We start from the raw sequence: 25,749 nt of genomic DNA, 5'->3' as shown, positions 1-25,749 counted from the left end.
AAGGATATATACAAAAAGGAGAGATACAAAATAGAGCAGTTAATAGGGAATATCAAGAATGAATTTAAAGATAGAGATAATTTAAAGGATTTAGAGATGGCGAGATTACATGTAATAGCCAGATTTATAATTTATAACATAATAGTTCTTGCGAAAATTATTTTTTTCCTTATTTTTTGGTCATTTTTGAGAGTAACTTTAGAAACAAGGAAAATCAACTATTTTGGATTTTTCAAACAGCCTCAGTTCTTCTTTTGATGAAAAATAGTTATATAGATTACCAACACTCATTCCTAAATTTTCCGCTATATCCGGAATAGTAGTATTATAATACCCTTTTTCTGCAAATAATTTACAAGCTACATTTACAATTTCCTCTTTTTTCTGCTCTTTTGTTAATCTTGTTCTCACTCTTCAATCTCTCCTTAACATTATTTTTGTATTTAAATAATTTAACCATTTTTCTAAACCATCGCCAGTTTTTGTTGATAATTTTATTATATCTACTTTTGGATTTAATTTTTTTATTTCATTAATTGCATAATCTATATCAAAATCAAAATAAGGCAATAAATCTATTTTAGTGATAATTACTAAATCTGCAGTCCTGAACATAACCGGATATTTGGCTGGTTTATCATCCCCTTCCGGTACTGATAATAAAACCACATTTGTATGAGCACCCACATCATAAGAAGCCGGACATACAAGATTGCCAACATTTTCTATAAATACAATATCTAAATCTTCAAGAGGTAAATGATGTATTCCCTCATGAACCATAAAAGCATCTAAATGGCAAGCTTGTCCTGTCGTAATTTGATAAGCTACTGCTCCTTTTGCCTTTACTCTTTCAGCATCTTTATTTGTTTCTAAATCACCTTCAATTACACCTATGGATAACTCATCTTTTAAAATTTCTATTGTTCTTTCAAGTAAAGATGTTTTGCCAGCTCCGGGAGAACTCATTAAATTAACAGCATATATATTATGTTCATCAAAATGCTTTCTATTACTCTCGGCCTGCTTATCATTTGCATCTAATATTTTTGTCAAAACAGAAATAGTTTTTTTATCTTCAAATACCGGATTTGTGTGATGATGATGGTCATCATGGTGCTCATGATGATTTGTGTTAATTGAACAACCACAATCTTTACACATTATTTTTCCTCCTGAATAATTATTCAATAATATAAATATATAATCTTTTTTCTAAATTTCTACAATATTTTTTAATCCCAATCATGAATATGATAATGCTTATGCTCTAAATGTTTATGTCTATGTTTATGAATATGGACTAAACCTGCTTCTATTAATTTTCTTTCATCTTTTATAAACTCTTCTAAATCTCCATCATAAATAATATTATGATTTTTAGATAATACTAAACCTCTATTTCCAAGCTCCAGTGCAAGAGATAAATTATGAGTTGTAATAATGGTAGTAATATCTAAATCATACAAAAAATCTATTAACCATCCAACACCAGATGGATCTAAATTCGCAGTCGGTTCATCTAAAAGCAAAACTTTTGGCTCAAAAACTAATAAGGAAGCTAAGCATAATTTTTGTTTTTCTCCACCACTAAGATGGAAAGGAGAATCATTTAAATATTTATAAAGTCCAAATTTATCTGCAATATCCTTAACTCTATCATCAATATCCTCAAAATCAAATTGGCGAAGTGAAAAGGCTATTTCATCATAAACAGTAGGATTAAAAATCATGCTATCCGGATTTTGAAAAAGAAAAGCAACTTCTTTACGAAAGATTTTATTAAACTCTTTATTTTTTAAAGCTTTTTTATCTATTCTTATATCTTTATAAAAATACTCTCCTTTTTGAGGAAAAATTAAGCCATTTATAATTTTTAAAATTGTAGATTTTCCACTACCATTTATACCAAGTAATACAACCCGTTCTTTTTCTTTTATCTCAAAATTTATATCTTTTAAAATTTCTTTATCTTCATAAGAAAAATATATATGTTTAAACTTAATCATTAAAAAATCCCCTTGATTTCATCGCTTGAGAAATTTCCTTACTATTATTATATGATTTATTCAAAAAAAATAATATAATAGAAGAAAGATAATTATAAATATCAATTTTTGAAGGTTTCTTTACTACTCTACTTATAAAAGCATATCTAAAATCTTTTAAGAAATTTTCAAAACTCAAAATTTGCGAATAAGATAACACCAAAAGATAGCTGAAATTTTTTGAAAAAGAAAAAACGTTAAATAAATTAATCTTTTTTAATATAAAAAATGTCAAAAATGTTAAATCTAAAACCCTTAAATTAATAAGCATTAAATATTTAGTATCAAAACCATTTATAAATATATAAGATATAGAAACAATAATGTTAAACAATAATATTGAAATTAGAGATTTTTTTAGAATTTTGAAAAAATCTTTTAGAGAAATAAGAAATAAAAATATCATCACAAATAAATAAAATTGTATATTATAAATAGAAGTTAATAACAAAATTCCTATTAAATAAGTTAAAAATAAAAATCTATCTCTTAACATTTTTTATTCTCTTAATAAAAGAATAGATGAACATTGTAAATAATCCTTCTCCTATTCCTGCAAATAAATGAGGTATAACAATAGCCGGTATAGTAATTTCTATTCCAAATGGGAAAAATAAAGGTTTTCCACTCTCATCATGGGCAATATAGGGTTGTATACCAAGAATAATTGCAATAAAAAAAGCAGGTAATACCAAAGAAATAAAGCCAGCAAAAATTAAAGCAAATTTTTCATTTAACTTTCTTAATATTTTAAAAGAAAAATAAGCAGAAAAACTTCCAATAAAAGATATAGCAATAGCATTAACAGGTAAAGTTGTTATACCACCTTCTCCAAACAATAATGCCTGCATCAACAAAACTAATGAAGAAGCAATAAAACTAATCCATGGAGATATTAATATTGATAAAAGGGCAACCCCTGTGCCGTGAACAGAGGTTCCTCCCGGAATAGGTATTGCTATAGACATTAAAATAAATGATAAAGCTGTCAACGTAGCTATCAAAGGGAGAGATTCTTCATTTAACTCTTTTCTTAATTTATAAAATCCAACACTCCATAATCCGGCAGAAACTATATACAAAGGAATATATACTTTTGGCGAAATAAAACCATCAGGTATATGCATTTTTAACCTCTATCAAAATAAAACAGAAAATGTAAATATAAATCTATATTTTTCTTTTCCTTCACAGCCTTGTTGTTGATCTTCTTCATTTAAACTTTTCCATACAGGAATTTTAACACCTGCTCCCAATGAAGTATTTTTATAGTATGCTCTAAATCCAAGAAGATTATATAAGATTTTACCACCTGATGCTGATAATTTTTCACCATTTTCTTTATCTCTTGCCAGATAAAGATAATTTGCTTCAATTGTTGTATCTAATCTAAATTTTTTCTCTGGAATTGTGATAGTTCTATATACTAAGGCTGTATTAAATCTCGTTTCATCTCCAAATTCATATCTTGTTCCATCGTTATAAGTATGCTCTAAAAATTTAATATAATTTGTATCAAAAACAAAAGTCCAGTTATCACTAAACTGTTTTGTAGCAGTAAATCCTATGGAATAAGAAGGTTTTCCAAATCCTGTTGACATATCAGGTTCAATAGGTTTTCCGGCAGGTCTTTTATTTTCATCTCCTGTTGGGATAGAAAAACCACCATAAATTGTAAAATGCCAATCTTTCATATCATCTAAACTCTCATTCTTAGGAACTAATTTAAAACCTTCATCATATTTAAATCCAAGAACAGCCATAAATGAAATATCTGCAAAACCTGAAGTATTGTAAGAACCATCAGTTTTTGTTTTAACATTATAAGGTAAAAATGCATATAGAGAAAGATAAGGTTTAAGACCATATCCAATACCATAGAGCCAAAATTGAGCTGTATCTTTTTGGTCAGTTCCAAATATTTGTTCATCATATTTCTTAAAATTTGCATAATCAAGTTTCATATAACCAAGCCAAGAACCTTCAGGGAGCGTAGCGGAAGAAGATGTCTCCAAGGGAGCACCCGGTCCTTCAAGTCCAGCAGCACCAAGTGAAGCTACACCGTGGTGAGCAAAAGAGTAAGAAGAAAAAAGTAAGGTAGAAACTAATACAGATAACTTTTTCATAAAGCCCTCCTTTTTAGAAATAATGATATTATTCCAAATATACCTATTAAAAGACTAATTCCTGTAATTAACTTATTATATCTATCAAATAAAGAGCTTTTATTTTCTGTAGAAACTAAATTTTTATCTACATCTATATAGACAGTTTTTCCATGACCATCTTCTGAAAACACTTTAACTAACCATTTTCCCTCTTGATTTGGAGCTAAAATAACTCTACCCAATTTATCAGTCCTTCCCACCTGAAATGGTATTTTCTGATTATCCGGAGCATATATCTCAAAGTTTTCATAAGAAAATAAATTGTTATCCGGGAAGAAAAAATAGATAATAACCGCATTTTTTCCCGTTTCTACCTTGTGTTGTAAATCATGAGCATAAGAAAAGGAAAATAAAAATAATATTAAGTATAAAAATAATCTCATCATTTCACCTCAAAATTAAGATGTGTTGTATATATAATTTTGTCTGCTTTGGATGAGTTTATCTTTTCAACATAAGTTGCCACTATATTTTGAAAACCGGAATGTTTTATCCTGATATTAATTTTACCTTCTTCATCTGTCATTCCCATCGGTTTATCTTCATAAGCTACGACTATATTAGAAATAGGTCTTTTATTAAAAAATACCTGCAATCTTATCTTATCTCCTTCTTTTAATTTGGTAATATCATTTAATGCAACTATTTCTAAATTGTCTGATATAGGCTTTGGTATGATAAACGATTCTATTCTTTTTACACTTTCATAAGACAGCCAACTTTCTATAGGAGTATCTACTTTATCTTTTGGTAAATTTTTTTCTCCATAAGGTGTTTTTGTCCAATAACCTGAAGAATAAAGAAGATATATACCTTCACATTTCCCATTTATTTTAACCGGATATGGATTACTAATTTTGAAATCAACATTATTTAAATTTTTATCAAAACAATAAATTTTAATGATATTCTCCGGATTATATTTTAGAAAATCAATCCCCCTATGCCCATAATATAAAACAAAATTTTTATCTTCTTTTTCTATCCATAAATCATGAGCAAAAGCTAAAGAAGACCAGATTAAAAATAAAAAGGTAACAATTTTTTTCATAATAGCCCTCCTGAAAAAGTTAAGTTACTATCAATAATAACGAATATTCATTCATTTGTCAAGAAGTATTTAAAATAGGTATTTAACACAATAGATGACAAAATATAAATACAGGTAAAAGAAAAGTAAATATGGGTATGAGAAAAATAAGCATTGGGATTTTTATAATTTTTCATCTATTACATACAATACCTCCTCATTCCTATTTGTTTCTTGGAACTTACAACTCCTGTGCCTATTCCTGTCTAAAAACTCATACACTTTCCACCCGTCTGATATATATTCCTTACTCTCTGGCATAATTGCCATTATTTTTTAAAAAAGTTTCCTCGTCTCTATCTCCCACAAACATTACCTTTTTAATTTTTTTGTTTTTATCTTCTAAAACTGCTGTCCATATCCAAACTTCTTGTCTGTTCTCTCCTTTCCTTACTTTCTCGTATGTCCACATCTCATCAAAACTTATTTTCTCAAATTTTTGAGTTTGTAATTGTTGTATTTTTTTATCTATTAATTGTTTTGCTTTTTGTCCTTTTCTATATATCCATGAATATACAGTTGTGTATCTAACATTTAAAATTCTTGATATAGCACTTATTGACATACCTTCACAAAACATAGATATTGCTTGTTCTTTTTTAGATTTTGAATGATGAGTTCTTTCAGCCTCAGGAGTAAATCTACGCAAACAATCTTTACATAAATATGTTTGTTTACCTTTTTGTTTTCCGTTTTTTACAATCCAATTACTCCCGCATTCAGGACATCTTATATCGTGTCTATAATTTTTTGGTCTGCCTCTTTTACTCATATTCGTTCTCCTCTTACCAAAAGATTTACTATTTATATTTTATCATCTATTGTATTGAATACCAATGAGGAAAAACTCTTGCACAAAAATAAATTTTAGTGTATAATGTTTGTCTGTAATATGAAAGAGTCGCTAGCTCAGTCGGTAGAGCACCGGTCTTTTAAACCGGTGGTCCTGGGTTCGATTCCCAGGCGACTCATTAAAAATTGAATATGCCCCCATCGTCTAGCCAGGCCTAGGACACCGGCCTTTCACGCCGGCGACACGGGTTCAAATCCCGTTGGGGGCACTTTTCTTTTCAAAATCTTAATGTTATAATATTAAACTACAAATTTTACGGAGGTTTAAAAATTTAGATGGCAAAAGCAACTTTATCACCGGAAAAACAAAAGCACAAGAGAAAAGTAAAAAAGAATGTTAGACAAGCTGAAAAAAGAAGATTACAAAATAGATATCATATTTCCAGAATGAAAACAGCTTTTAAGAAATTTAATGAAGTTCTCAAAAAAGAAGGAGCTGAAGCAGCTGCTAAATTATTACCTCTTTGCCAAAAATTAGCTATGAAAGCTGCAGCAAAAGGTGCTATTCATAAAAACGAAGCTTCAAGAAGAATAAGCAGAGCAGCTTTAAAACTTAAAAAAGCTTTACAAAATCAACAAGCTGCATAAATTATATTATATATAACTGGCGGTATAGCTCAGTTGGTTAGAGCACACGGCTCATATCCGTGGTGTCCGGGGTTCGAATCCCTGTACCGCCACTTTTAAGTGGAGAATAATATGTTTAAAAAATTAGCAGTTTTATCAATTTTTTTAATCTTTTTCCTTTCATTTTCTGATTCTTTTGCAAGAGTAGGTGGCGGAAAATCATCAGGATTTAGAAGTTATAACAGTTATCAATTTAAAAAACAAACACCGTCTCAACTTCAACAAAACAGATTGGAGCAAGAGAGATTAAAACAATCTTCTCAACCGGTTTATACCCAAAAACCTTCATTTTTTAGTAATCCTATATTTAAATGGTTGATTGGAGGTATGATTTTCGGAGCTTTATTATCTTGGTTAATGGGACATGGATTTCAAATCGGAACACCCGGATTATTGGAGATATTATTAATAGCCGGTATAATATTTTTACTTTTTAAAATATTTACAAGAAAAAGAGAAGAAGTTGCTTACGAACCGAATATTTCACCAAATCAATATTATCAAACAGAGCAAGAAACAATAACAAGTTATATAAATGAAGAATTAATAAAAAATTTAACAAAGAATATATTTATCTCTTTACAAGAAGCCTGGTCAAAAGGAGATTTAACACCGGTAAAAAATTATCTCACAGATAGAATGTATAACTATCTAAATAATCAATTAAATCAGCTAAAACAAAAAGGTTTAAGAAATATCGTTGAAAATATCAATATAAATAATATTCAAGTAGTTCATGTAGAAGAAGAAGGAGATAATAAAGTAGTAATTGTAGAGATAGATGCAGATATGATTGATTATATAATAGACCAAAATGGAAATATTGTAGAAGGCTCAAAAGATATACCTACTAATGTTAAGGAATATTGGGCATTTGTAGGAAAAGCTCTCAATTGGAAGTTAGATGATATAAAACAAATAAATGATTGAAAATAAATTTATTAAATGTATAAAAGATTTTAATCTTATAGAAAAAAATGAGAAAGTTCTAATAGCAATATCCGGTGGTGTTGATTCTGTTGTATTAACCCATTTATTTGTAAAATTCAAAAACTATCTAAATATATCAGAGATAGTATTAGCCCATCTAAATCATAAATTAAGAGGAAAGGATTCTTATGAAGATGAGCTATTTTGTATCAATCTTGCTAAAAATTTAGGCTTAAAAATATATACAAAACGCTTAGATATAAGAAAAATATCAAAACAAGAAAAAAGCTCTATTGAAGAGATTGGGAGAAGAGAAAGATATAAATTTTTAAATTATATAGCAAAAAAATTAAATATAGAAAAAATAGCCACTGCACATCATCTATCTGATTTAGCAGAAACAATGATTTTATGGTTTATTCAAGGAAACAGAAAAGGTTTAAAAGGCTTTCGTCCCAAAGAAAAAAATATAATTAGACCGATGTTATATATAAAAAAAGAAGAGATAGAAAATTATGCAAAAGAAAACAATATAGATTACAGATTAGATATAACAAATTTATCAACAGAATATCTGAGAAATAGAATAAGACATAACATAATTCCAGCTTTAAAAGATATAAATAAAAATCTTGAAAATTCTTTATTTAGATTATCTTATTTTTTAGATTTAGATGAACAATTTTTAGAAGAAGAAAGTGATAAATTGATGAATATATTTAGCGATATAAAATTAGATTTAAAACAGTTAAAAATTTATCCAAAAGCAATTTTATATAGATTTTTCCAAAAATGGATTTATCAAAATACCGGTATATATCCATCTTATTTACAGATTTATCAAATTTTAAATATATTAGAAAAATCCGGAACAAAAAAAATAAAATTGGATAAAGAGACAGAGATTATAAAAGAATATGATTTTCTTTATTTAAAAAAAGTTGAAAAAGCAGAAAAGTTTTATTATCAGTTAAAAATAGGTGATGAAATATTTATAAAAGAGCATAATTTTTATATAAAATCTTTTAAAACAGAGAGTATTGATATTGATAAAATGAAAGATGAAAAAAGAGTTGTATGTTTTGATATAGATGAAGAAAATCCGATTTTTGAAATAAGAACAAGACAGGAAGGAGATAGATTTTTACCTTTTGGTAAAAAAACAGAAAAGAAGCTAAAAGATATATTGATAGATATGAAAATCCCTAAAACTGTAAGGGAAAAAATACCTATTTTGGTATATAATAATAAAATACTATGGATTATTGGTTATAAAAGGTCAGGATATTTTCCGGTTAAAGAAAATTCTAAAAATGTTATATGTTTTGAAATAAAGGAGGTTTGAAAGTTGCAACTCTCAAAGAGTTTATTTATATGGTTTTTAATCGGTGCAATGATGATTCTTGCATTTAATATTTTTGGTTCTAAGCAGATTACTGATAACGAAGTTTCCTTTACTGATTTTATAAGGATGGTAAATGATAAAAAAATTCGTGAAGCCACTGTAAAAGGAGAAGAACTTGTAGCCGTAACAGAAGATGGTAAAAGAGTAGAAACGGTTGTTCCACAAGGATATTCTAAGATATATGATATTCTTTCTGAAAATGGAGTTCAGGTAAAGGTCTTATCTTCGGAATCAAGTAGTTGGCTTATAACTTTATTAGTTTCATGGCTTCCTATTTTGCTATTTATAGGTCTTTGGATTTTTATGATGAGGCAAATGTCCGGTGGCGGTGGTGGAAGAGGTGCATTTTCATTTGCAAAAAGTAGAGCAAAAGTTTATATAGAAGAAAAACCAAACGTTAAATTAGATGATGTTGCCGGAATGGATGAGATAAAAGAAGAAGTAAAAGAACTTATAGATTTCTTAAAAGACCCTTCAAGATTTCAAAAACTTGGTGGAAGGGCTCCTAAAGGAATCTTATTTTACGGAGACCCAGGGGTTGGTAAAACTTTACTTGCAAAAGCAATAGCCGGTGAAGCAAATGTTCCATTTATATCTATTTCCGGTTCTGATTTTGTAGAAATGTTTGTAGGTGTAGGAGCTGCAAGGGTTAGAGATTTATTTGAAACAGCTAAAAAACATGCTCCTTGCCTTGTATTTATAGATGAGATAGATGCAGTAGGAAGAGCAAGAAATGGAGTAGGTTTTGGCGGTGGCCATGATGAAAGAGAACAAACTTTAAACCAATTACTTGTTGAGCTTGATGGATTTGATTCAAATGAAGGAATTATTGTTATAGCTGCAACAAACAGACCGGATATATTAGACTCTGCATTATTAAGACCCGGTAGATTTGATAGACAAATATCTGTTCCAAAACCGGATGTAAAAGGTAGATACGAAATATTAAAAGTTCATGTTAAAAAGAAAAACATACCTCTTGATAAAGATGTAGATTTAGGAATTATAGCAAAAGCTACTCCTGGATTTTCCGGAGCAGATTTAGCTAATGTAGTAAACGAAGCAGCCCTACTTGCAGCAAGAAGAAGAAAAGATAAAGTTGGAATGAAAGAGTTTGAAGATGCTCTTGATAGAATAATGATGGGATTAGAAAGAAAAGGAATGGCAATTACACCTAAGGAAAAAGAAAAAATAGCTTATCATGAAGTTGGACATGCACTTGTTGGTGTTATGCTTGAAGAGGCAGACCCATTACATAAAGTATCTATAATTCCAAGAGGAATGGCTCTTGGTGTAACCGTAAATTTACCGCAAGAAGATAGACATATCTATTCTAAAAAAGATTTAATGGCAAGAATATTGATGCTTTTTGGTGGAAGAGCAGCAGAAGAAGTTTTTTATGGAAAAGATGGAATTACTACCGGAGCAGAAAATGATTTAATGAGAGCAACAGAGCTTGCTTACAGAATAGTTGCATCTTGGGGTATGACAGATACAATAGGGCCAATACATGTATCCACAACAAGAAGTAATCCATTTATGATAAATCAATCTCCTGAAATAAGTGAAGAAACTGCAAGGAAAATAGATGAGGAAGTAAATAAATTATTAAGAGAAGCTTATGAAAAAGCTAAAAATATAATTGAAACATACAAAGATGCTGCTGTGGCAGTAGTTAATCTATTACTTGATAAAGAAACAATAACCTGTGAAGAGATGTTTGCAATTTTAAGAGAATATAATGTTCCTGTTTTAAATAGATGTAGAAAAGTAGAAAATGAATTGATTATATCCGATTCGGCAAGACCGGATATTCCACCATCTGAAAAAATACCATTGCCGGTTTAAGGGAAGAAGATGACAGATACCCATGCACATCTTGATATGGTAGAAAATTTTGAAGAGGAGATATCAAAACTTAATTATATATTAACAATAGGTTGTGATAAAGAAGAGATACATAAAGCAATAGAGATAGCCGGTAGATATGAAAATGTTTATGCTTCTATCGGCTATCATCCTTATGATATTAATGATATAACCCTTGAAGATGTAGAAAATCTAAAACAGCTTATAAATCCCAAAGTAGTAGCCATAGGTGAAACCGGTCTTGATTATTATAGGGATAAAACTCCAAAAGATAAACAAAAATTATTTTTTGAAAAACATATAGAAATATCCATAGAGCTCAATTTACCAATTGTTGTCCATTCAAGAGAAGCAAATATAGATACAATGGATATTTTAGAGCATTATAAAAAAGATAAAGGTATTCTCCATTGTTTCGGTGGAGATAAGCTAATGTTAAAAAGAGCTTTAGATTTAGGTTTTTATATATCTTTTGCCGGAAATATCACATATCCAAAAGCAGATAATTTAAGAGAGATGATAAAATATGTTCCACTTGATAGATTATTACTTGAAACAGATTCTCCATATTTAGCACCTCAAAAAGTAAGGGGAAAACCAAACAGACCTTCATATATATTTTATACCTTAGAATTTGTATCAAATTTATTAAATAAATCTCCCTCCCAAATAGAAGAAATCACAGATAATAATTTCAAAAGATTAATCAATCAAACAATTTCTATATAAAATCTCATAATTTTTAAATCATCTTTAATATAGAATCTTTAAAAATTTTTAACAGGAGTTTTATATGTATAGATTAGAAGAAAATCAGTTATATTTTTATATTTCAAAAGATGGTGAAAGAGTATCTGATTATTTTGGCTGGATATTCAAAGAAGGACTTTTGAAAAATGAGAGTGAATATTTTATAGCTACAAAAGAGATAGTTAAAGATATTCCGGAACCATTAAAAAAATTACATAAGGTAAAATGGGCTATATATAATTTAGAAAAAAAATTAACACCGGAATTTGATTGGATATCAACTGCTGGATTAATAAAATCCCAATCTCCTTATTTTAAAATTACTCAAGGAAAAATTGAAGCTATATATTCTTTAGAAGGTCAGGTTTCAGAGGAATTTGAAAAAATAAGAGATAGAGGTGTAATAACCGGTGAAAGTGAAATTTTTTGGGGAAAAAGAAATAAAAAATGGGCATTATATGATTTAAAAACAGGTCAAAAATTAACAGATGATTTTAAATCTTCCGTTATAGCCGGAGCAGTTATCGGAAAAGGAAATTATTTTGTAGGAAGCTATGGAGAAGAAATTTTTTATATATTTGATTTAAAATCAGGAAAATGTTTAACTAAACCATTTGATGAACATAAACTAATAGAAATTTTAAAACACGGCGATTTAGAAAAAGCTGTAGAGGAATTAAAATAAATATTGAAAATATTATTTTTTTACTTATAATTTTATGGTATAGAAAACCATATTAGGTTGCCAGTTGAAAAAATGAAAACTATAGAAATAAGAGTTGAAAGTTTAAAAGATAATTTTGATAAATTTAAAGAAATTTTTAAAAAAGTATCTTCCGGAGAGATTACGGAAAAAGAAGAGTATATTTCCGTATCTTCTATTAAAGATTTAAATAAATTATTAACTCCAAAGAGAATTGAACTCTTAAATTATATAAAAAATCATGAAGTTAATTCTATTAAGGAACTTTCAGAAAAACTCAGAAGAGATTATAAAAATGTATATGCTGATATTAGATTATTTAAGATGCTTGGAATAATTAAATTAGAAAGAAAAAATAATAATTTAATTCCAAAAATTTTATATGATGAGTTAGATATTAAAATTCCATTAAATATTTAAACTCAAACTTTAATAAGAAAAGTTTTATTTTGGAGATAGTCATATAAATCTTCAATATCTGTATTATTCTTTACAAAATATATTCTGCCACCTTTTGGGTTGCCGAGTTTCTTTAAGGGAGTTATTCTTATATATTGATTTTTTATAGCTATATATCCGGTTATATAATCCGGTTCATCTGATATACAATATTCTGCTAATATATCAGGATAGTTTAGATTTTTTGTTGCTATAGCCAAAGCATCTAAGGTTCTTTCTGTATAACCTTTTTTATAAAGAAACTCTTTAAATTTTTCTCTATCTGAAAAATCTACATTTGTTGTCCTTACTCCTCTATTTCTATCTTTTTCTAATCTTTCACAATTTTGATTAACAATCATAGCTCCCCGCATATTATCCTTGTTTTCCGATGCACCGGTATGGATAAGATTTATTAATTTTTCGATACATTCTTTTTTAATACCTGTTTCTTTTGATAATATCTCTATTGCAAAATTATTAGCTTCTATTGGAGAGTCAAATTTATAATCCTTAATCTCAAGAGGTTTATCTATGAAAAAAATATCTTTTATTAACTCTATTTTTATATTTATATTATCAAATTGTTTATGGCTTATTTTTTCATATATATCTTTTAGAACATCTTGAATTTTTTCTTTTTTTACAACCCTTTCTGCACCGGAAATATGCTTATTTTCAAGAGATGCTCTCATTTTTATACTAAAGTAGCTCATACCTCTATGCCAAATAAAGCCTGCATTAATTTACCAAATCCAAAAGATAAAGAACCGGCTACAAAAACTGCTGTTATCATTTCTATAATTTTCTTCTTGATAGATATATTTGAAAATATAGCTGTAAATGTTCCTACTATTGATAAAACAATAATTGTAAATATTAAAGATAAACCAAATCCTACAATAGAGTTATTAACAATAAAAAATGGGATAACCGGAAAAATTACACCAACTAAATAAGCAAATCCTGTAAATAAACCTGATTTTATTTCATTTTCTTTTATTTCTTCAATAAATAAATTAGATAAATTTATATTTTTACTTTTTAAATCATTTATTACATTTTTTGCAATATCTTCCGGAACATTTGATTCTTTTAATTTTTTTTCAAATTCAGTTAGGGCTTTTTCCGGATTAATATCAAATAAGATTTTATTTTTTTCTAAATTTGCTATATTTACCTCTTTTTGAGATTTTACAGAAATATAAGCTCCTATTCCCATAGATAATGCACCGGCAATTCCAACTATCAATCCGCTTATTCCTACTATCTGAGGATTATTTATATATACACCTGAAAAACCGGCCACAACACCAAGTATCTCAACCAATCCATCATTCATCCCAAGAATAAAATCTCTTATATTTTCCATTCCAAAATCTTCTAATTTTAACCTGAAAAAATCTTCATGTTCTAACTCATCTGAAATTATGTTTTTTAAAGATGTTTTTTCATATTCGTTTAAATTCGCATTTTGTAAAAATTGATAATATCCCTTTACAGAATTTGATTCTCCAGCTTCTAAAATAGATATTAATAATAAAGGATGGATAAATTTTTGTAAAAAAATAATAAGATTTAGTTTAAATTTATTTATTTTTTCCTGTGGAACTGATTCTCCTCTTGATTCTATATAATATTTCCAAAAATTAGAATGTTTTTCTTCCATTTTGGATATATATTCTATCTTTTCTTTGAGATTTTTATCTTTTGTATGTTCAGCAATTTTTTTATATAAAAAATAATCATTCCTTTCTGCTATATAAAATTGTTTTGCTTTTTCTATATCATTTAACACAATCTACATCCTCAAAAGAGATATTACTCTAATTTTTATTAATTTAAATATCTCTTCTATCGCATATCTTCTCTCTCTTTCTGATAATAAGCCTGTGCCTGTATATTCGGTAATTTCTTTTATCTCTTTATTAAGAATATTATTTCCTGATTTGTCTGTTAATATAAAAGATAAAGATATATAAGCATTATAAATATTTGCTCTTTGGGAAGGAGAATAACCAACAGAATATATATTAAGGCTATTTATATTAATATTTATATATCTATCTGTTTTTTCGGAACATTCAAGGATATTATTTGATTCTATAACTGCATCAGAAATATATTTTGTTGCAGTATCTTTTAATGTTGGCTCCGGAATATTTATATTTACTTCTTTTATACAATAGATATGTTTTTCATTTAAATTGGCTGTTTTATAACCGGTACAACTTGAAATTATAAATATTAAAATAATAAGAAATAACTTCACTTTTTTAAAACCTCTCTAACTTTTTTTCTAAGAGCTTCTGCAGTATATTCTGTAACAAGACCATCTAATGAGCCAAAATGAAATGCAATATCTTTTACAATAGTAGAACTTATATGTATTAAATCTTGTGATGGCATCATAAAAAATGTTTCTACTTTATCAAGTTTATAATTTGTCATTGCTATTTGTAATTCATACTCAAAATCTGTAAATAATCTTACTCCTCTTACACATATTTTTGTGTTATATTTTTTCATAAAATCAACAAGAAGTCCTTCAAAACTTTCTACTATTACTCTACCATCAAACTCTTTTACTGCATTTTGGAATAAATCTACCCTTTCTTTTATAGAAAATAGAGGTTTTTTCTTTGGATTTTCAGCAATGGCTACAACAACTGTTTCAAATATATTTAAAGCTCTTCTGACTATATCAATATGTCCAAGATGAACCGGGTCAAATGTTCCGGGATATACACATATTTTGCTCATTCCTCTTTTCTCCAAAATGTTAATACAGTATCTCCATAAATCCTTTTATCAAAATAATTTTCAAAATCTTTATCTACTCTATGCTCTAAAATAAAAATACCATCTTTATTTAATTTTTTCATAGCTTCTTCTATTAATTTATCATAAAATTTATAATCATAAGGTGGGTCTGCAAATATAATATCAAATTTTTTGTCTATATTTCTTAAAAATTTTATTGCATCTAAATTATGGACTTCGCCTTGAATGGAAAATTTTTTTAATTTTCTTTTTATATCTTCTGCTCTCTTTTTTTCAATTTCAACAAACACAACATCTTTTGCTCCTTTTTTTAAAGCAGTTATTCCTATTTCTCCGGTTCCGGCAAATAAATCAAGGAAGGATTTATCTTTTACAGAATATAAGATATTAAACAAAGCCTGTAAAACTTTTGATGAAGTTGGTCTTAAATTTTTCATAGATTTATTTTAACATAAAAAAAGCCCTCATAAAGAGGGCTTGGAGGCAGTAAACTTAGCAGCAGCAGTCTAAAAACTATATGAAGCATTTAGATATATAAATCTTCCCGGTTCAGGTACTTTTGTTCCTGTTCTAAATGGGTTCCTTAGATAAGAGAGGTATGAGTAATACATTTTGTCAAATAGATTGTCTACTCCACCACCAATAAATAATCTTTTTTGATAGGTATATCCGGCTTTTACATTAAACACTACCCAAGAGCCTGTTTCCTGTTCTTTTAAATCTGTATCAACTTTTGTTTGTTTTGCAGAATAGATAGTTTCTACTAAACCATACATAGAGCCATCATCATATTTTAAAGCCAATCTTGTTTTAAATGGTGGAATTTCATCTATTGTATTGAATACCCATAATTTTAAAAGTTTTGTAAAATTAATTTGTTGTAAAAAATTATAATTTATATATTTAAATTTTCAGTTCATTTAATAAAATCTAAATCATTGTTTTATCTTTTGTTAATGATTTAAAATAAAATTGTTAAAATTTTTAAAAGAGGTGTAAAAATGATAGTTAAGATAAAAAGATTTGATGGTAATACTGAAAGAATAGATACATTTGATATAGATATAGAAGAAAGAACAACTATTTTAGAGGTGCTTGAAAAGATTAAAAATTATTTTGAGCCATCATTAAGTTATAGGGCTCAGTGCAGAGCCTCAATATGTGGAACCTGTGCAGTAAAAGTAAACGATACACATATATTAGCCTGTAAAACAAAAGCAAAAGATATGGCAAAAGATAATACAATTTTTATTGAGCCGGTTTCTAATTTGCCTGTTATAAAAGATTTGGTAGTTGAACAAAGTATATTTTATATAGATAAATTAAAGAAAGCAAAACCTTGGTTTGAACCAAAAGAGCAGTTTGAACCGGTTTATCCTAAGGATTTAGAAATTTATGACAAAGAAACAGATTGTATATTATGTGGTATCTGTTATAATGTCTGTCCGGCAGTAAATACAGATAAAGAGTTTTCACCTATTAATTTTGTAAAAATATTTAGATTTTGGAAAGATAAAAATGATAAGCTTCAAGATGAAAGAGTTATAATAGCAAATGAAAATCATATAACAAGCTGTATCCATTGTAAATATTGTAGTTTATCCTGTCCTAAAAATATTCCGGTAGAGACAGATATATTACAGATAGAGTTTTACGGAAAACAAAAAGGTTATATACAGCAACAAAATCAAGGATTTGGCTTTGGATTTGGGTTTTAAAAAGATGAAAATTTTTTAAATAAGAATATAATAATAATTATAAAAAATATAAAAAGGAGGTATTGAAATTGGCAGAAAATATAAAAGATGTAACTTCTGAGAATTTTGGAGAGATTATAGAAGCTTCTTATGATAATATTGTGGTTGTAGATTTTTGGGCACCTTGGTGTGGCCCATGTAGAACATTAAAGCCAATACTTGAAAAACTTGCAAAAGAGTATGGTTTCATACTTGCTAAGGTAAATACAGATGAAAATCCGGATATAGCTCAGGAATATGGAGTTCACGGCATACCGGATGTAAAAATAATTAAAGATGGTGAGGTTGTTGATGGATTTGTAGGTGCATTGCCGGAAACAAGAGTAAGAGCAATTATTGAAAAATATATAAAATCAGAAGCAGATAAACTTTTAGAAGAAGCAAAAATGCATTTATTAAATGGCGATATTGTGTCGGCAGAAAAGATTTATAACTATCTTCTTGAAAAATATCCGGAAAACAGAAAAGTAATCCTTGAAACCGCAAAATTTTTAATAAAGCAAAACAAACTACAAGAAGCAGAAAACCTACTTTCCAAAATAAAAGAGTATGAAAGAGAACATTTCTCACAAGCACAGGCAATAAAAGAATTAATTACGTTTAAAAAAGAATGCTATAACCAAGATATAAAATCAGATTTAGATATGTTATTTAGTCAAGCTTCTTGTTTTGTTTTAGAAGAAAATTATGAAGAAGCATTAAAATTATTCTTGGAAATTGTGAAAAAGGATAGAAAATATAAAGATGATGGAGCAAGAAAAGCAATGATATCAATATTTAATCTTCTTGGAGAAAGCCATCCATTAACAAAAGAATACAGAAAAAAATTATCAATGGTGCTATATTGATGAAAAAGATTATCTTTTTTATACTTTTTCCTTTTTTTGTTTTTGCCTCTGTAATAGATGATTTAGATAAAATCATAAAAAGCAATAAATCTATACAAGGAGAGTTTGTCCAGAAAAGTTATATATCCGGATTTAATCAACCTGAAATATTTAAAGGTGAAATATATATAACAAAACCGGATAAAATAAAAATAATATACAAAGAGCCTTTATATCAGCAAATTTATGTAGATAGTAAAAAATTTATAGTATATACACCTTCAGAAAAACAGGCAGTTATATCCAAAAAAAATGATGATTTAATTATAGTAGATATATTTGAAATAATGATTGGCAATAAAAATCTAAAAGATATTTTGAATATAAAAAAAGAAATATCTGAAAACAATCATTATAAAATTCAGGCAGTTCCAAAAAATAACAGAGATATAAAGTTATTAACTTTTATCTTTTCAAAAGAAGATATGAAACTAAAAACAGTAGAAGCCTTAGATAATGAAGATAATAAAGTTGTTATAGAATTTTCTAAATTTAATTATCTAAATAAAGATTTAAATCTAAAAATTGATATTCCAAAAGATGTAAATATCGTTAATTATTAAGGAGAAGCAATGCTTAAAAAAGTAGCCTTTGGAATAATTGGATTTTTAATAATTTTAACCATATTTTCCTATTTCTTTATAGGAATTAAATATGCTTTGGCATTTTTTATGATAACTATAACAATAATAATTTTTAGTATAACAACATGGTTAAATGATAGATATTATAATGAACAGATAAGCAAAAGAGTGTATTCTATACCAAATAGAGCAGCTATAAATGATGTAATACTAAAACAGATGAATATGCTCAGGGCAGATAAGCATATTGTAGCAGAAGATAAACATGAGTTTTACAAAAATAATCATCTAATGGCAAAAGTAGAGTTTCAAAAAGATGAAAATGGAAATATATTACAGATAGATGGCAAATATATAATAGAAGTAGAAGCTCCTGAGTATATTCTCCATAATATAGACCAAGAAATATGGAGTTTAGTTGGAAGAGCAACGAAATAATGGATAAAGAGAAATTATTTAAAATTATAGAAAATGCACCGGAAGAAAGCGGAGTTTATCTATTTAAAGATAAAAACAAAAATCCAATATATATAGGAAAAGCAGTAAATATAAAAAATAGATTAAAAAATCATTTAAATCAGATAAAATTAGATATTAAAGAAGAAAGAATTTTTTCTGAAAGTAGCTTTATAGATTGGATAATAACAAGCTCAGAATATGAAGCATTTATTCTTGAAAATGAACTTATAAAACAGTATAAACCTAAATATAATGTAAGGCTAAAATCCGGAAGTGGTTACCCTATGCTTGTTATCACAAATGAAGAATATCCTACTGTAAAAATAAGTAGAAAATACGGAGAAATTGAAGGAGAATATTTTGGCCCATTTTTATCAATGAGAAATGCAAAAGCAATGAAAGAGCTTATCCATAAATTATTTAAATTAAGAACCTGTGAAAATATGCCAACTAAACCAACTTTATGTTTTGATTATCATCTTGGATTATGTTCTGGACCCTGTGCCTTTAAAATAAGCAAAAATGAGTATAAATCAGATGTTAAAACTGCAAAAAATTTTTTATCCGGTAATGTAAAAACAGCCATATTTGATTTATACGAGAGATTAGAAGATTACACAAAAAAAATGATGTTTGAAAAAGCAGCAATTATAAGAGACCAGATAAAAGCAATTGAAAATGTTGTGAAAAAACAGGAAATCGTAGGATTTGATATAAAAGAAGCTGATATTTTTTATTTCACCGGAAAATCAGTTATATTAGTTATAATCAGAGGACATAAAATAGTAGGCAAAGAAGAGCTTGAAATTACCACGTATTTCTTAGATGAAGATTTTGAAATATCTGTAATTTCAGATTATTACAATAAAGGTAATTTTATACCGGAAAATATTATTATAAATAAAGATTTTGAAGGAATATTATTTTTAAAGCAGTGGCTTTCAAGAAAAAGTTCCAAAAATATATCAATATCTACACAGATTGATAAACAGATAGAAGAATTTCTAAAAAGAAATCTAAATATAACAACAGACAATCTAAAAGATATATTTAAAAAAGTGTTTAATTTTGATTTACCGGAAAGAATAGAATGTTTTGATATATCTACTTTAGCCGGACAATTTACGGTAGGCTCCTGTGTAGTATGGAAAGATGGAAAAATGGATAAAAAAGAGTATAGAAGATTTAAAATAAAAACAGTTGAAGGAATAGATGATTATGCTTCATTGGAAGAAGTTTTAAGAAGAAGATTTAGCAAATACAAACAGATGGAAAACCCACCGAAGTTAGTCTTAATAGATGGTGGATTAGGACAACTTTCAATAGGAATAAAAGTAAAAAAAGAGCTAAATTTAGATTTTCTAAGGATATTTTCAATTGCCAAGAAAGAAGAGATATTATATACAGAAGATGGTAAATCTATAAAGCTTTTTGATTACCAGCCACTTTTAATGTTATTTACAAAACTAAGAGATGAAGCTCACAGATTTGCTTTAAGTTATAATAGAAAGTTAAGAGAAAAAGAAGGCTTAAAATCTGTTCTTGATGAAATAAAAGGGATAGGAAAAAAAAGAAAAGAAGTTTTATACAGAACCTATAAAACGATTGATAATATTCTTAAAGCAGATGAAGATGAACTTTTAAAACTTGGAATACCTTTTAATGTTGCTCAGCAGATAAAGAAATATTTTGATAAGTAGGTTTATCCGGTTTTTCTTTATAATAATACATTACTCTATCAATTAAATTTTTCATAACTGTAGAAGATACACTACCACCACCTATATGTTCCCATTCAAAAACTTTTTTAGGTTCATTTGCAAAAACTATAATAACAAATTTGGGATTAGAGATAGGGAAAAATCCTGCAAACCATGTGTAATATTTTTCATTAGATAATGCTTTTATAGCAGGGTCATACTTTTGTGCTGTTCCGGTTTTACCACCAATTGTAAAGAAAGAAGATTTTCCACTTCTTGCAGTTCCCTCTTCTACAACAAGAGGAAGTATCTCTTTTAATATTTTTACACTTTTATCAGATAAAACTTTTTCTTCTGTTTTTGGATTATTTATCTCTACATAATTACCGGCATCATCAGTAAAACCTTTTACTAATCTTGGTTTTACCCTATAACCACCATTGGCTATTGCAGAGTATGCTACTGCAACCTGAATAATTGAAGCAGTCCACGACTGGCCTATAGATGTGTAAGCTATATTTACCGGTCTTAAATCTATTTTTAATTTACCTGAGGTTTCTCCAGGAAAAGTATTTGTAGATTTACCAAAACCAAGGGATTTTAATTTTTCATAAATTTTTATAGGTTCTAATCTTAAAGCTATTTTTATTGTTCCTACATTTGAGGAATGTTGAATTATCTGAATAGGTGTTAACAATCCAAATTTCTTATGGTCTTTTATTTTTACTCCATCTATTTCTATTGCTCCATTTTGGCAATCTATAATTTCATTTAAATTTACCTTTCCTTCATCTATTGCTTCTGCAAGTATAAAAGGTTTTGTAAGTGAGCCTATTTCATAACTATTTTGGAAAACTATATTTTTATGATTATCATATTTTTCATAATTATTCGGGTTATAATTTGGATAAGTTGCAACTGCTACAATATCACCTGTATATGGATTCATTATTAAAACTGCTGCTTCTTTTGGATTTCTTTCTTCTATCAGTTGTTTTAAAGCTTCTTCTGCCATATACTGAAGATTAATATCAATTGTTAAAACAGCATTTAAATTATTTTTAGTTATATTTAAATTTTCAATTGTTATAGGATTTCCGGTAGCATCTTTTAAAAATGATAATTTAACATTTCCACCACCGAGTTTATCATTAAGCAAATATTCTAAACCTTCTAAACCTATACCGGTCTTTTTACTGGTAAAGCCTATTGTAGAACCAGCAATCTCATTATACGGATAAAATCTCTTATAATTTTCCAATATACCTATATTCCATTCTTTTAAATCTGACCGAAGTTTCAAAAGCTGTGGCTTTATTGATTTATCTAAATTTGTTGCTAAAATCGTATAATTTTTTCTGTGGTATAAAACATCTCTTATATTTTCTTCCGGAATTTTTATAATCCTTGCTAACTCCCTTGCAACAGTATCTTTATCTTTTATATACTTAGGAATAACAAAAACGGTAATTGTAGGAATACTAATGGCAACAAATTTACCTTTTGAGTCAAATATAGTCCCTCTTGGAAGTAAGATATTTTCTTCGGAAAAATACTGCTTTTGAATATATTGATAAAGCTCATCTTTTTGTATTACTTGAAATTGGATTATCCTTCCTATTACAGCTAAAAATCCAAATGTTATAAAAAATGCAAAAAGGTATGCTTTTTTGTTATTCACTGCTTTTCTATAAATTTAACTTGTGAATAAGAAACATTTTTCATCTGAAGTTTATTTCTTGCTATATCTGATACTCTTTTGGGAGATGATAAAGCAGCAATATCCTGTTTTAATCTAAAATTTTCTGCTACAAGCTCACTTTTTTGTTGTTGCAACTGCATTATTTTGTGGTCTATGGTAGAGTTTATATAACTATAAGTAACTAATCCTGTCAGTAAAAAAAATAATATAATTATATGCTTTATATATTTACCAATCCCTTTTGCTTCCCTAATTTCTTCTAATATCATATACATTATATTTCCCTCGCTATTCTTAATTTAGCACTCCTTGAAGGGGGATTTTCTTTTATCTCCTCTTCTGTTGGAGTTATAGGTTTTTTCGTCAAAATTTCTATTTTCTTTAGTTCTTTATAACTTTTAAATAAATTTTTCACAATTCTATCTTCCAAAGAATGAAAAGATATTACCATAATTAGACCATTTTTTTCAATTAGCTGAATAGCTTTTTTTATACCTTCTTCTATTTGTGATAACTCATCATTTACAACTATTCTAATAGCTTGAAATGTTTTTGTTGCTGGATGAATTCTTCCATACCTTAACTTTGGAGGATAGCAACTTACTATCAAATCTGCAAGCTCTTTTGTTGTTTCTATTTTTTTGATTTTTCTTTGCCAAGCTATTTTTTTAGATATACATTTGGCAAACTTTTCTTCTCCATAATCTTTTATTATTTTATAAAGCTGTTGCTCTGTATAATAATTAACTACATCATAAGCAGTAAGTTCCTGAGATTTATCCATTCTCATATCAAGAAATTCTTCCCTTTGAAATGAAAACCCCCTTTCCATTTTTAGCTGAAAAGTTGAAACTCCTAAATCAAATAAAAATAAGGAAGCTTTATCTATATTTTGGGATTTTAATACTTTATCTAAATTTTTGAAACTTTCTTTAATCAGAATATATCTTCCTTCAAATTCTTTTAATCTTTCTTTTGCCTTTTCAATGGCAAAATCATCTCTATCTATTCCTATTAAAAATTTATCCGGAAAATTTTTTAGGAAAAGATAAGAATGTCCACCTCCACCAACAGTTGCATCTACAAATATTTTACCTTCTACGGTTTTAGCAAATTCTAATATCTCTTTATGCAATATAGGATAATGCTCTATCAACTCTTTTTCTGCCTTGTTCTGATAAATATTTCCCTATCAAGTTTGATTAAATTATCATATATAAATATTTCCACAGATGGCTTAGTTCTTTGTTTTTTAAATAAAAATTGTATTATTTCCGGATAATCTTTTAAAAGATTAAAACAATCTTTTTTATAGTAAAGTTGGCAAACACCGGATAATATTATTGAAGTTAGTAATAAATCTATATCTATAACCGGATAGTTATCATACATACATATTGCCAATGAAGATAAAGAAGCTGTTCTTTCTAATACTCCACCTTCATAATTTCTTCCTGTTTTATCTTTTTTCTTTTCAAGAAGATTTTTTATATCTTCCGTCAGTATGTTTTTAAGTAATAATTTATATTTTGGTTTTTTTATATTTGAGATAGCGAAATCTATTTGATGCCATAAAAATTCCAAAGCATAAGGTGTTTTATTCATTCTTCCAACAATCTTTTATTTATTTTTATTTTTGATTTTTCTTTTAATTTATCTAAATACATCTGTAAAATATTATTAAATTTTTCTGCTTTCATTATGGATAACATTCCTTTTTTCATATTTTCTGTTTCTTCTTTTGTTGGTTCCTGTTTTGTATTTATCTTTATTTGAAGAATATTTTCATCAGTTTTTAATGGTTTTGATATTTCTCCTTCTTTTAATTTATATATTGGGTTTACATCATCTGATTTTATACCATATTTAGCTATCAGTTCCTGCAGGGTTCCGTTAAAGCTTTCTGATATTGGATTATATTTTGATAAATCATTATTTTTTGAAATCTCTTTATAAAGCTCTTCTAATGCTTTTGGTTGTTTTTCTAATTTTAATTTTTGGGCTATCTGTTCTTTCACGGTTTCAAAAGGTATAGCTTTTATCTCTTCACCATAATATTTTGATATATAAAATCCGTCAGTAGATTTTGTAAAGGATATATTCTTATCTTTTGATAAAGATAAAACATCTTTTTTAACATCTTCCGGTAAATTAGATAACTGTTCTTCTTTATAGATTGTGCCGTCAAAAACCTTTTCAACATCTTTGTTTAATACAGGCTCTTTATCTGATTTTAAAGTTAAAAATATTTCTTTTGCTTTTTCTTCTGCTTTTTGTTGGTCTTTTGCTACTATTTTATATATTTTTATCTTTTTACCGGTTTCTAAAGAAAAATCTTTTTGGTGGTTTTGGTAATAATTTTTTATTTCTTCATCTGAAACTGTTATCTGCGGTTTAATGATTTTTATATCTGCTGATATTTTTGTAAGCTGTTTTTTGGTAAATGTTTCAACTTCTTCATCTGATATATATACAGAAGATTGAAGTATTGCAAGTAAATGCTGAACCGATAAATCTTTTTGTAATAATTTTTCAAAAAATTCCGGAGCTATTCCAAGAGAAGATAATGTAGATAGATATAAATCTTTGCTAAATTTACCATTTTGTTGAAAAGCCGGTATTGATAAAATTTCTTGCTTAACTTCTTCTTTTGTGGCTAATATACCTTCTTTTTTTGCTTCTTGATATAATAACTCTTTATCTATAAGATTATCTAAAACCTGTTTTTTTATCTCATTTTTTAAAGAAGATATATCTATTTTTTGTTGCTCATACATTGATACTACATTTTGATAGTTATAATTAAATTCTTGGATTGAGATTTCTTCGCCATTAACCTCTGCAACTCCGTTTATCTGACCACTAAATTTATATAAAAGAATAGCAATAAGACCGGTTCCTACAAATGCAAATACTGTAATATAAAGCACTATATTTTTCCATTTAGAACCTGCTATTTTGTCAAACATTAAAGCTCCTTATTTCAGTGTTTTGTT

The 25,749-nt window shown here is 27.5% G+C and carries 30 protein-coding genes, 3 tRNA genes and 2 pseudogenes; 16 read left to right on the top strand and 19 right to left on the bottom strand.

Annotated features, from left to right (window positions below; genetic code table 11):
• Positions 1-243: 243 nt before the first annotated feature.
• The 8 genes and pseudogenes from QOR43_RS03645 to QOR43_RS03610 all read right to left on the bottom strand — a co-directional run.
• Positions 244-411 (bottom strand): annotated as a pseudogene (locus tag QOR43_RS03645) (TetR/AcrR family transcriptional regulator); the annotation flags it as partial.
• A 3-nt stretch (positions 412-414) separates the two neighbouring features.
• Positions 415-1,164, bottom strand: coding sequence for a hydrogenase nickel incorporation protein HypB (gene hypB / locus QOR43_RS03640; RefSeq protein WP_265134079.1), 750 nt, complete (start codon positions 1,162-1,164; stop codon positions 415-417).
• Between the two features lie 71 nt (positions 1,165-1,235).
• Positions 1,236-2,009, bottom strand: a complete 774-nt coding sequence (locus tag QOR43_RS03635) for an energy-coupling factor ABC transporter ATP-binding protein (RefSeq protein WP_265134080.1) — start codon at positions 2,007-2,009, stop codon at positions 1,236-1,238.
• A 521-nt stretch (positions 2,010-2,530) separates the two neighbouring features.
• Positions 2,531-3,175 carry an energy-coupling factor ABC transporter permease gene (locus QOR43_RS03630; protein ID WP_265134082.1) on the bottom strand — a complete coding sequence of 215 codons (645 nt, stop codon included), beginning with the start codon at positions 3,173-3,175 and terminating at the stop codon, positions 2,531-2,533.
• 12 nt (positions 3,176-3,187) lie between these two features.
• A complete protein-coding gene (locus QOR43_RS03625; protein ID WP_265134083.1) occupies positions 3,188-4,174 on the bottom strand; it encodes a transporter in 987 nt (328 codons plus the stop codon).
• Positions 4,171-4,599, bottom strand: coding sequence for a hypothetical protein (locus QOR43_RS03620; RefSeq protein WP_265134084.1), 429 nt, complete (start codon positions 4,597-4,599; stop codon positions 4,171-4,173). The genes QOR43_RS03625 and QOR43_RS03620 overlap by 4 nt, the downstream gene beginning before the upstream one ends.
• A complete protein-coding gene (locus tag QOR43_RS03615; protein ID WP_265134085.1) occupies positions 4,599-5,267 on the bottom strand; it encodes a DUF4198 domain-containing protein in 669 nt (222 codons plus the stop codon). Before QOR43_RS03615 ends, QOR43_RS03620 begins: the two co-directional genes overlap by 1 nt.
• Positions 5,268-5,553: 286 nt before the next feature.
• Complete coding sequence (locus QOR43_RS03610) at positions 5,554-6,078, bottom strand: IS1 family transposase (RefSeq protein ID WP_265134086.1); 525 nt, start codon at positions 6,076-6,078, stop codon at positions 5,554-5,556.
• Positions 6,079-6,204: 126 nt separating this feature from the next.
• Here QOR43_RS03610 and QOR43_RS03605 point away from each other — a divergent pair.
• The 10 genes from QOR43_RS03605 to QOR43_RS03560 all read left to right on the top strand — a co-directional run bounded on the left by QOR43_RS03605 (position 6,205) and on the right by QOR43_RS03560 (position 12,862).
• Positions 6,205-6,277 (top strand) — tRNA-Lys (locus tag QOR43_RS03605).
• A 15-nt stretch (positions 6,278-6,292) separates the two neighbouring features.
• Positions 6,293-6,367: transfer RNA gene (locus QOR43_RS03600), tRNA-Glu, on the top strand.
• A 67-nt stretch (positions 6,368-6,434) separates the two neighbouring features.
• The gene (rpsT, locus tag QOR43_RS03595; protein ID WP_265134087.1) at positions 6,435-6,746 is read left to right on the top strand and encodes a 30S ribosomal protein S20; all 312 of its coding nucleotides are present in this window, start codon (positions 6,435-6,437) and stop codon (positions 6,744-6,746) included.
• An 18-nt stretch (positions 6,747-6,764) separates the two neighbouring features.
• Positions 6,765-6,838, top strand: a tRNA-Met gene (locus tag QOR43_RS03590).
• A 19-nt stretch (positions 6,839-6,857) separates the two neighbouring features.
• Positions 6,858-7,715, top strand: coding sequence for a Tim44 domain-containing protein (locus tag QOR43_RS03585; RefSeq protein ID WP_265134088.1), 858 nt, complete (start codon positions 6,858-6,860; stop codon positions 7,713-7,715).
• Positions 7,708-9,060, top strand: coding sequence for a tRNA lysidine(34) synthetase TilS (tilS, locus tag QOR43_RS03580; protein WP_265134089.1), 1,353 nt, complete (start codon positions 7,708-7,710; stop codon positions 9,058-9,060). The genes QOR43_RS03585 and tilS overlap by 8 nt, the downstream gene beginning before the upstream one ends.
• Positions 9,061-9,063: 3 nt before the next feature.
• Entirely contained in the window at positions 9,064-10,968 is a 1,905-nt protein-coding gene (ftsH, locus tag QOR43_RS03575; protein ID WP_265134090.1) for an ATP-dependent zinc metalloprotease FtsH, read from the top strand.
• Between the two features lie 9 nt (positions 10,969-10,977).
• Positions 10,978-11,718, top strand: coding sequence for a TatD family hydrolase (locus QOR43_RS03570; protein WP_265134091.1), 741 nt, complete (start codon positions 10,978-10,980; stop codon positions 11,716-11,718).
• Positions 11,719-11,782: 64 nt separating this feature from the next.
• A complete protein-coding gene (locus QOR43_RS03565; protein ID WP_265134092.1) occupies positions 11,783-12,424 on the top strand; it encodes a hypothetical protein in 642 nt (213 codons plus the stop codon).
• 72 nt (positions 12,425-12,496) lie between these two features.
• Positions 12,497-12,862, top strand: a complete 366-nt coding sequence (locus QOR43_RS03560; protein ID WP_265134093.1) for an HVO_A0114 family putative DNA-binding protein — start codon at positions 12,497-12,499, stop codon at positions 12,860-12,862.
• A gap of 2 nt (positions 12,863-12,864) precedes the next feature.
• On the opposite strand, the gene QOR43_RS03555 is transcribed toward QOR43_RS03560, so the two are convergent.
• The 6 genes from QOR43_RS03555 to QOR43_RS03530 form a co-directional block, all read right to left on the bottom strand.
• Positions 12,865-13,596, bottom strand: coding sequence for a 6-carboxyhexanoate--CoA ligase (locus QOR43_RS03555; protein WP_265134094.1), 732 nt, complete (start codon positions 13,594-13,596; stop codon positions 12,865-12,867).
• A complete protein-coding gene (locus tag QOR43_RS03550) occupies positions 13,593-14,678 on the bottom strand; it encodes a VIT1/CCC1 transporter family protein (protein WP_283571423.1) in 1,086 nt (361 codons plus the stop codon). Before QOR43_RS03550 ends, QOR43_RS03555 begins: the two co-directional genes overlap by 4 nt.
• Before the next feature lie 3 nt (positions 14,679-14,681).
• Entirely contained in the window at positions 14,682-15,152 is a 471-nt protein-coding gene (locus tag QOR43_RS03545) for a hypothetical protein (RefSeq protein WP_265134097.1), read from the bottom strand.
• Positions 15,149-15,643 (bottom strand): pantetheine-phosphate adenylyltransferase, encoded by a 495-nt coding sequence (gene coaD / locus QOR43_RS03540; RefSeq protein WP_265134098.1) that lies wholly within the window; start codon positions 15,641-15,643, stop codon positions 15,149-15,151. Before coaD ends, QOR43_RS03545 begins: the two co-directional genes overlap by 4 nt.
• Positions 15,640-16,101, bottom strand: coding sequence for an RsmD family RNA methyltransferase (locus tag QOR43_RS03535; RefSeq protein WP_265134099.1), 462 nt, complete (start codon positions 16,099-16,101; stop codon positions 15,640-15,642). Before QOR43_RS03535 ends, coaD begins: the two co-directional genes overlap by 4 nt.
• Before the next feature lie 69 nt (positions 16,102-16,170).
• Positions 16,171-16,467, bottom strand: coding sequence for a hypothetical protein (locus tag QOR43_RS03530; RefSeq protein ID WP_345782850.1), 297 nt, complete (start codon positions 16,465-16,467; stop codon positions 16,171-16,173).
• A gap of 198 nt (positions 16,468-16,665) precedes the next feature.
• On the opposite strand from QOR43_RS03530, the gene QOR43_RS03525 reads away from it, so the two are divergent.
• The 6 genes and pseudogenes from QOR43_RS03525 (at position 16,666) to uvrC (ending at position 21,051) form a co-directional block, all read left to right on the top strand.
• Complete coding sequence (locus tag QOR43_RS03525; RefSeq protein ID WP_265134100.1) at positions 16,666-17,382, top strand: succinate dehydrogenase/fumarate reductase iron-sulfur subunit; 717 nt, start codon at positions 16,666-16,668, stop codon at positions 17,380-17,382.
• 35 nt (positions 17,383-17,417) lie between these two features.
• Positions 17,418-17,756: pseudogene (gene trxA / locus QOR43_RS03520) on the top strand (thioredoxin); the annotation flags it as partial.
• Between the two features lie 51 nt (positions 17,757-17,807).
• On the top strand, positions 17,808-18,269 hold the full coding sequence (locus QOR43_RS03515; protein WP_265134155.1) for a tetratricopeptide repeat protein: 462 nt from the start codon (positions 17,808-17,810) through the stop codon (positions 18,267-18,269).
• Positions 18,269-18,871: an outer membrane lipoprotein carrier protein LolA gene (locus QOR43_RS03510; RefSeq protein ID WP_265134101.1), complete on the top strand. Its 603-nt coding sequence runs from the start codon at positions 18,269-18,271 to the stop codon at positions 18,869-18,871. The genes QOR43_RS03515 and QOR43_RS03510 overlap by 1 nt, the downstream gene beginning before the upstream one ends.
• Before the next feature lie 9 nt (positions 18,872-18,880).
• Positions 18,881-19,330, top strand: a complete 450-nt coding sequence (locus tag QOR43_RS03505; protein WP_265134102.1) for a hypothetical protein — start codon at positions 18,881-18,883, stop codon at positions 19,328-19,330.
• Positions 19,330-21,051: an excinuclease ABC subunit UvrC gene (uvrC, locus tag QOR43_RS03500; protein WP_265134103.1), complete on the top strand. Its 1,722-nt coding sequence runs from the start codon at positions 19,330-19,332 to the stop codon at positions 21,049-21,051. Before QOR43_RS03505 ends, uvrC begins: the two co-directional genes overlap by 1 nt.
• On the opposite strand, the gene QOR43_RS03495 is transcribed toward uvrC, so the two are convergent.
• The 5 genes from QOR43_RS03495 to QOR43_RS03475 are packed head-to-tail and all read right to left on the bottom strand — an operon-like array spanning position 21,011 to position 25,722.
• Positions 21,011-22,732: a peptidoglycan D,D-transpeptidase FtsI family protein gene (locus tag QOR43_RS03495; RefSeq protein WP_265134104.1), complete on the bottom strand. Its 1,722-nt coding sequence runs from the start codon at positions 22,730-22,732 to the stop codon at positions 21,011-21,013. The two genes, uvrC and QOR43_RS03495, sit on opposite strands and share 41 nt — an antisense overlap.
• Positions 22,729-23,028, bottom strand: coding sequence for a cell division protein FtsL (gene ftsL / locus QOR43_RS03490; protein ID WP_265134105.1), 300 nt, complete (start codon positions 23,026-23,028; stop codon positions 22,729-22,731). Before ftsL ends, QOR43_RS03495 begins: the two co-directional genes overlap by 4 nt.
• Entirely contained in the window at positions 23,028-23,909 is an 882-nt protein-coding gene (gene rsmH / locus QOR43_RS03485; RefSeq protein ID WP_265134106.1) for a 16S rRNA (cytosine(1402)-N(4))-methyltransferase RsmH, read from the bottom strand. Before rsmH ends, ftsL begins: the two co-directional genes overlap by 1 nt.
• On the bottom strand, positions 23,906-24,358 hold the full coding sequence (locus tag QOR43_RS03480) for a hypothetical protein (protein WP_265134107.1): 453 nt from the start codon (positions 24,356-24,358) through the stop codon (positions 23,906-23,908). Before QOR43_RS03480 ends, rsmH begins: the two co-directional genes overlap by 4 nt.
• A complete protein-coding gene (locus QOR43_RS03475) occupies positions 24,355-25,722 on the bottom strand; it encodes a SurA N-terminal domain-containing protein (RefSeq protein ID WP_265134108.1) in 1,368 nt (455 codons plus the stop codon). The genes QOR43_RS03480 and QOR43_RS03475 overlap by 4 nt, the downstream gene beginning before the upstream one ends.
• Between the last annotated feature and the right edge of the window lie 27 nt (positions 25,723-25,749).

The sequence above is a fragment of the Venenivibrio stagnispumantis genome, from assembly GCF_900182795.1.
In the GTDB taxonomy this organism is placed as follows: domain Bacteria; phylum Aquificota; class Aquificia; order Aquificales; family Hydrogenothermaceae; genus Venenivibrio; species Venenivibrio stagnispumantis.
Note: the sequence above shows the minus strand (reverse complement) of the source record. Positions and strands in the feature narration are given on the sequence as shown.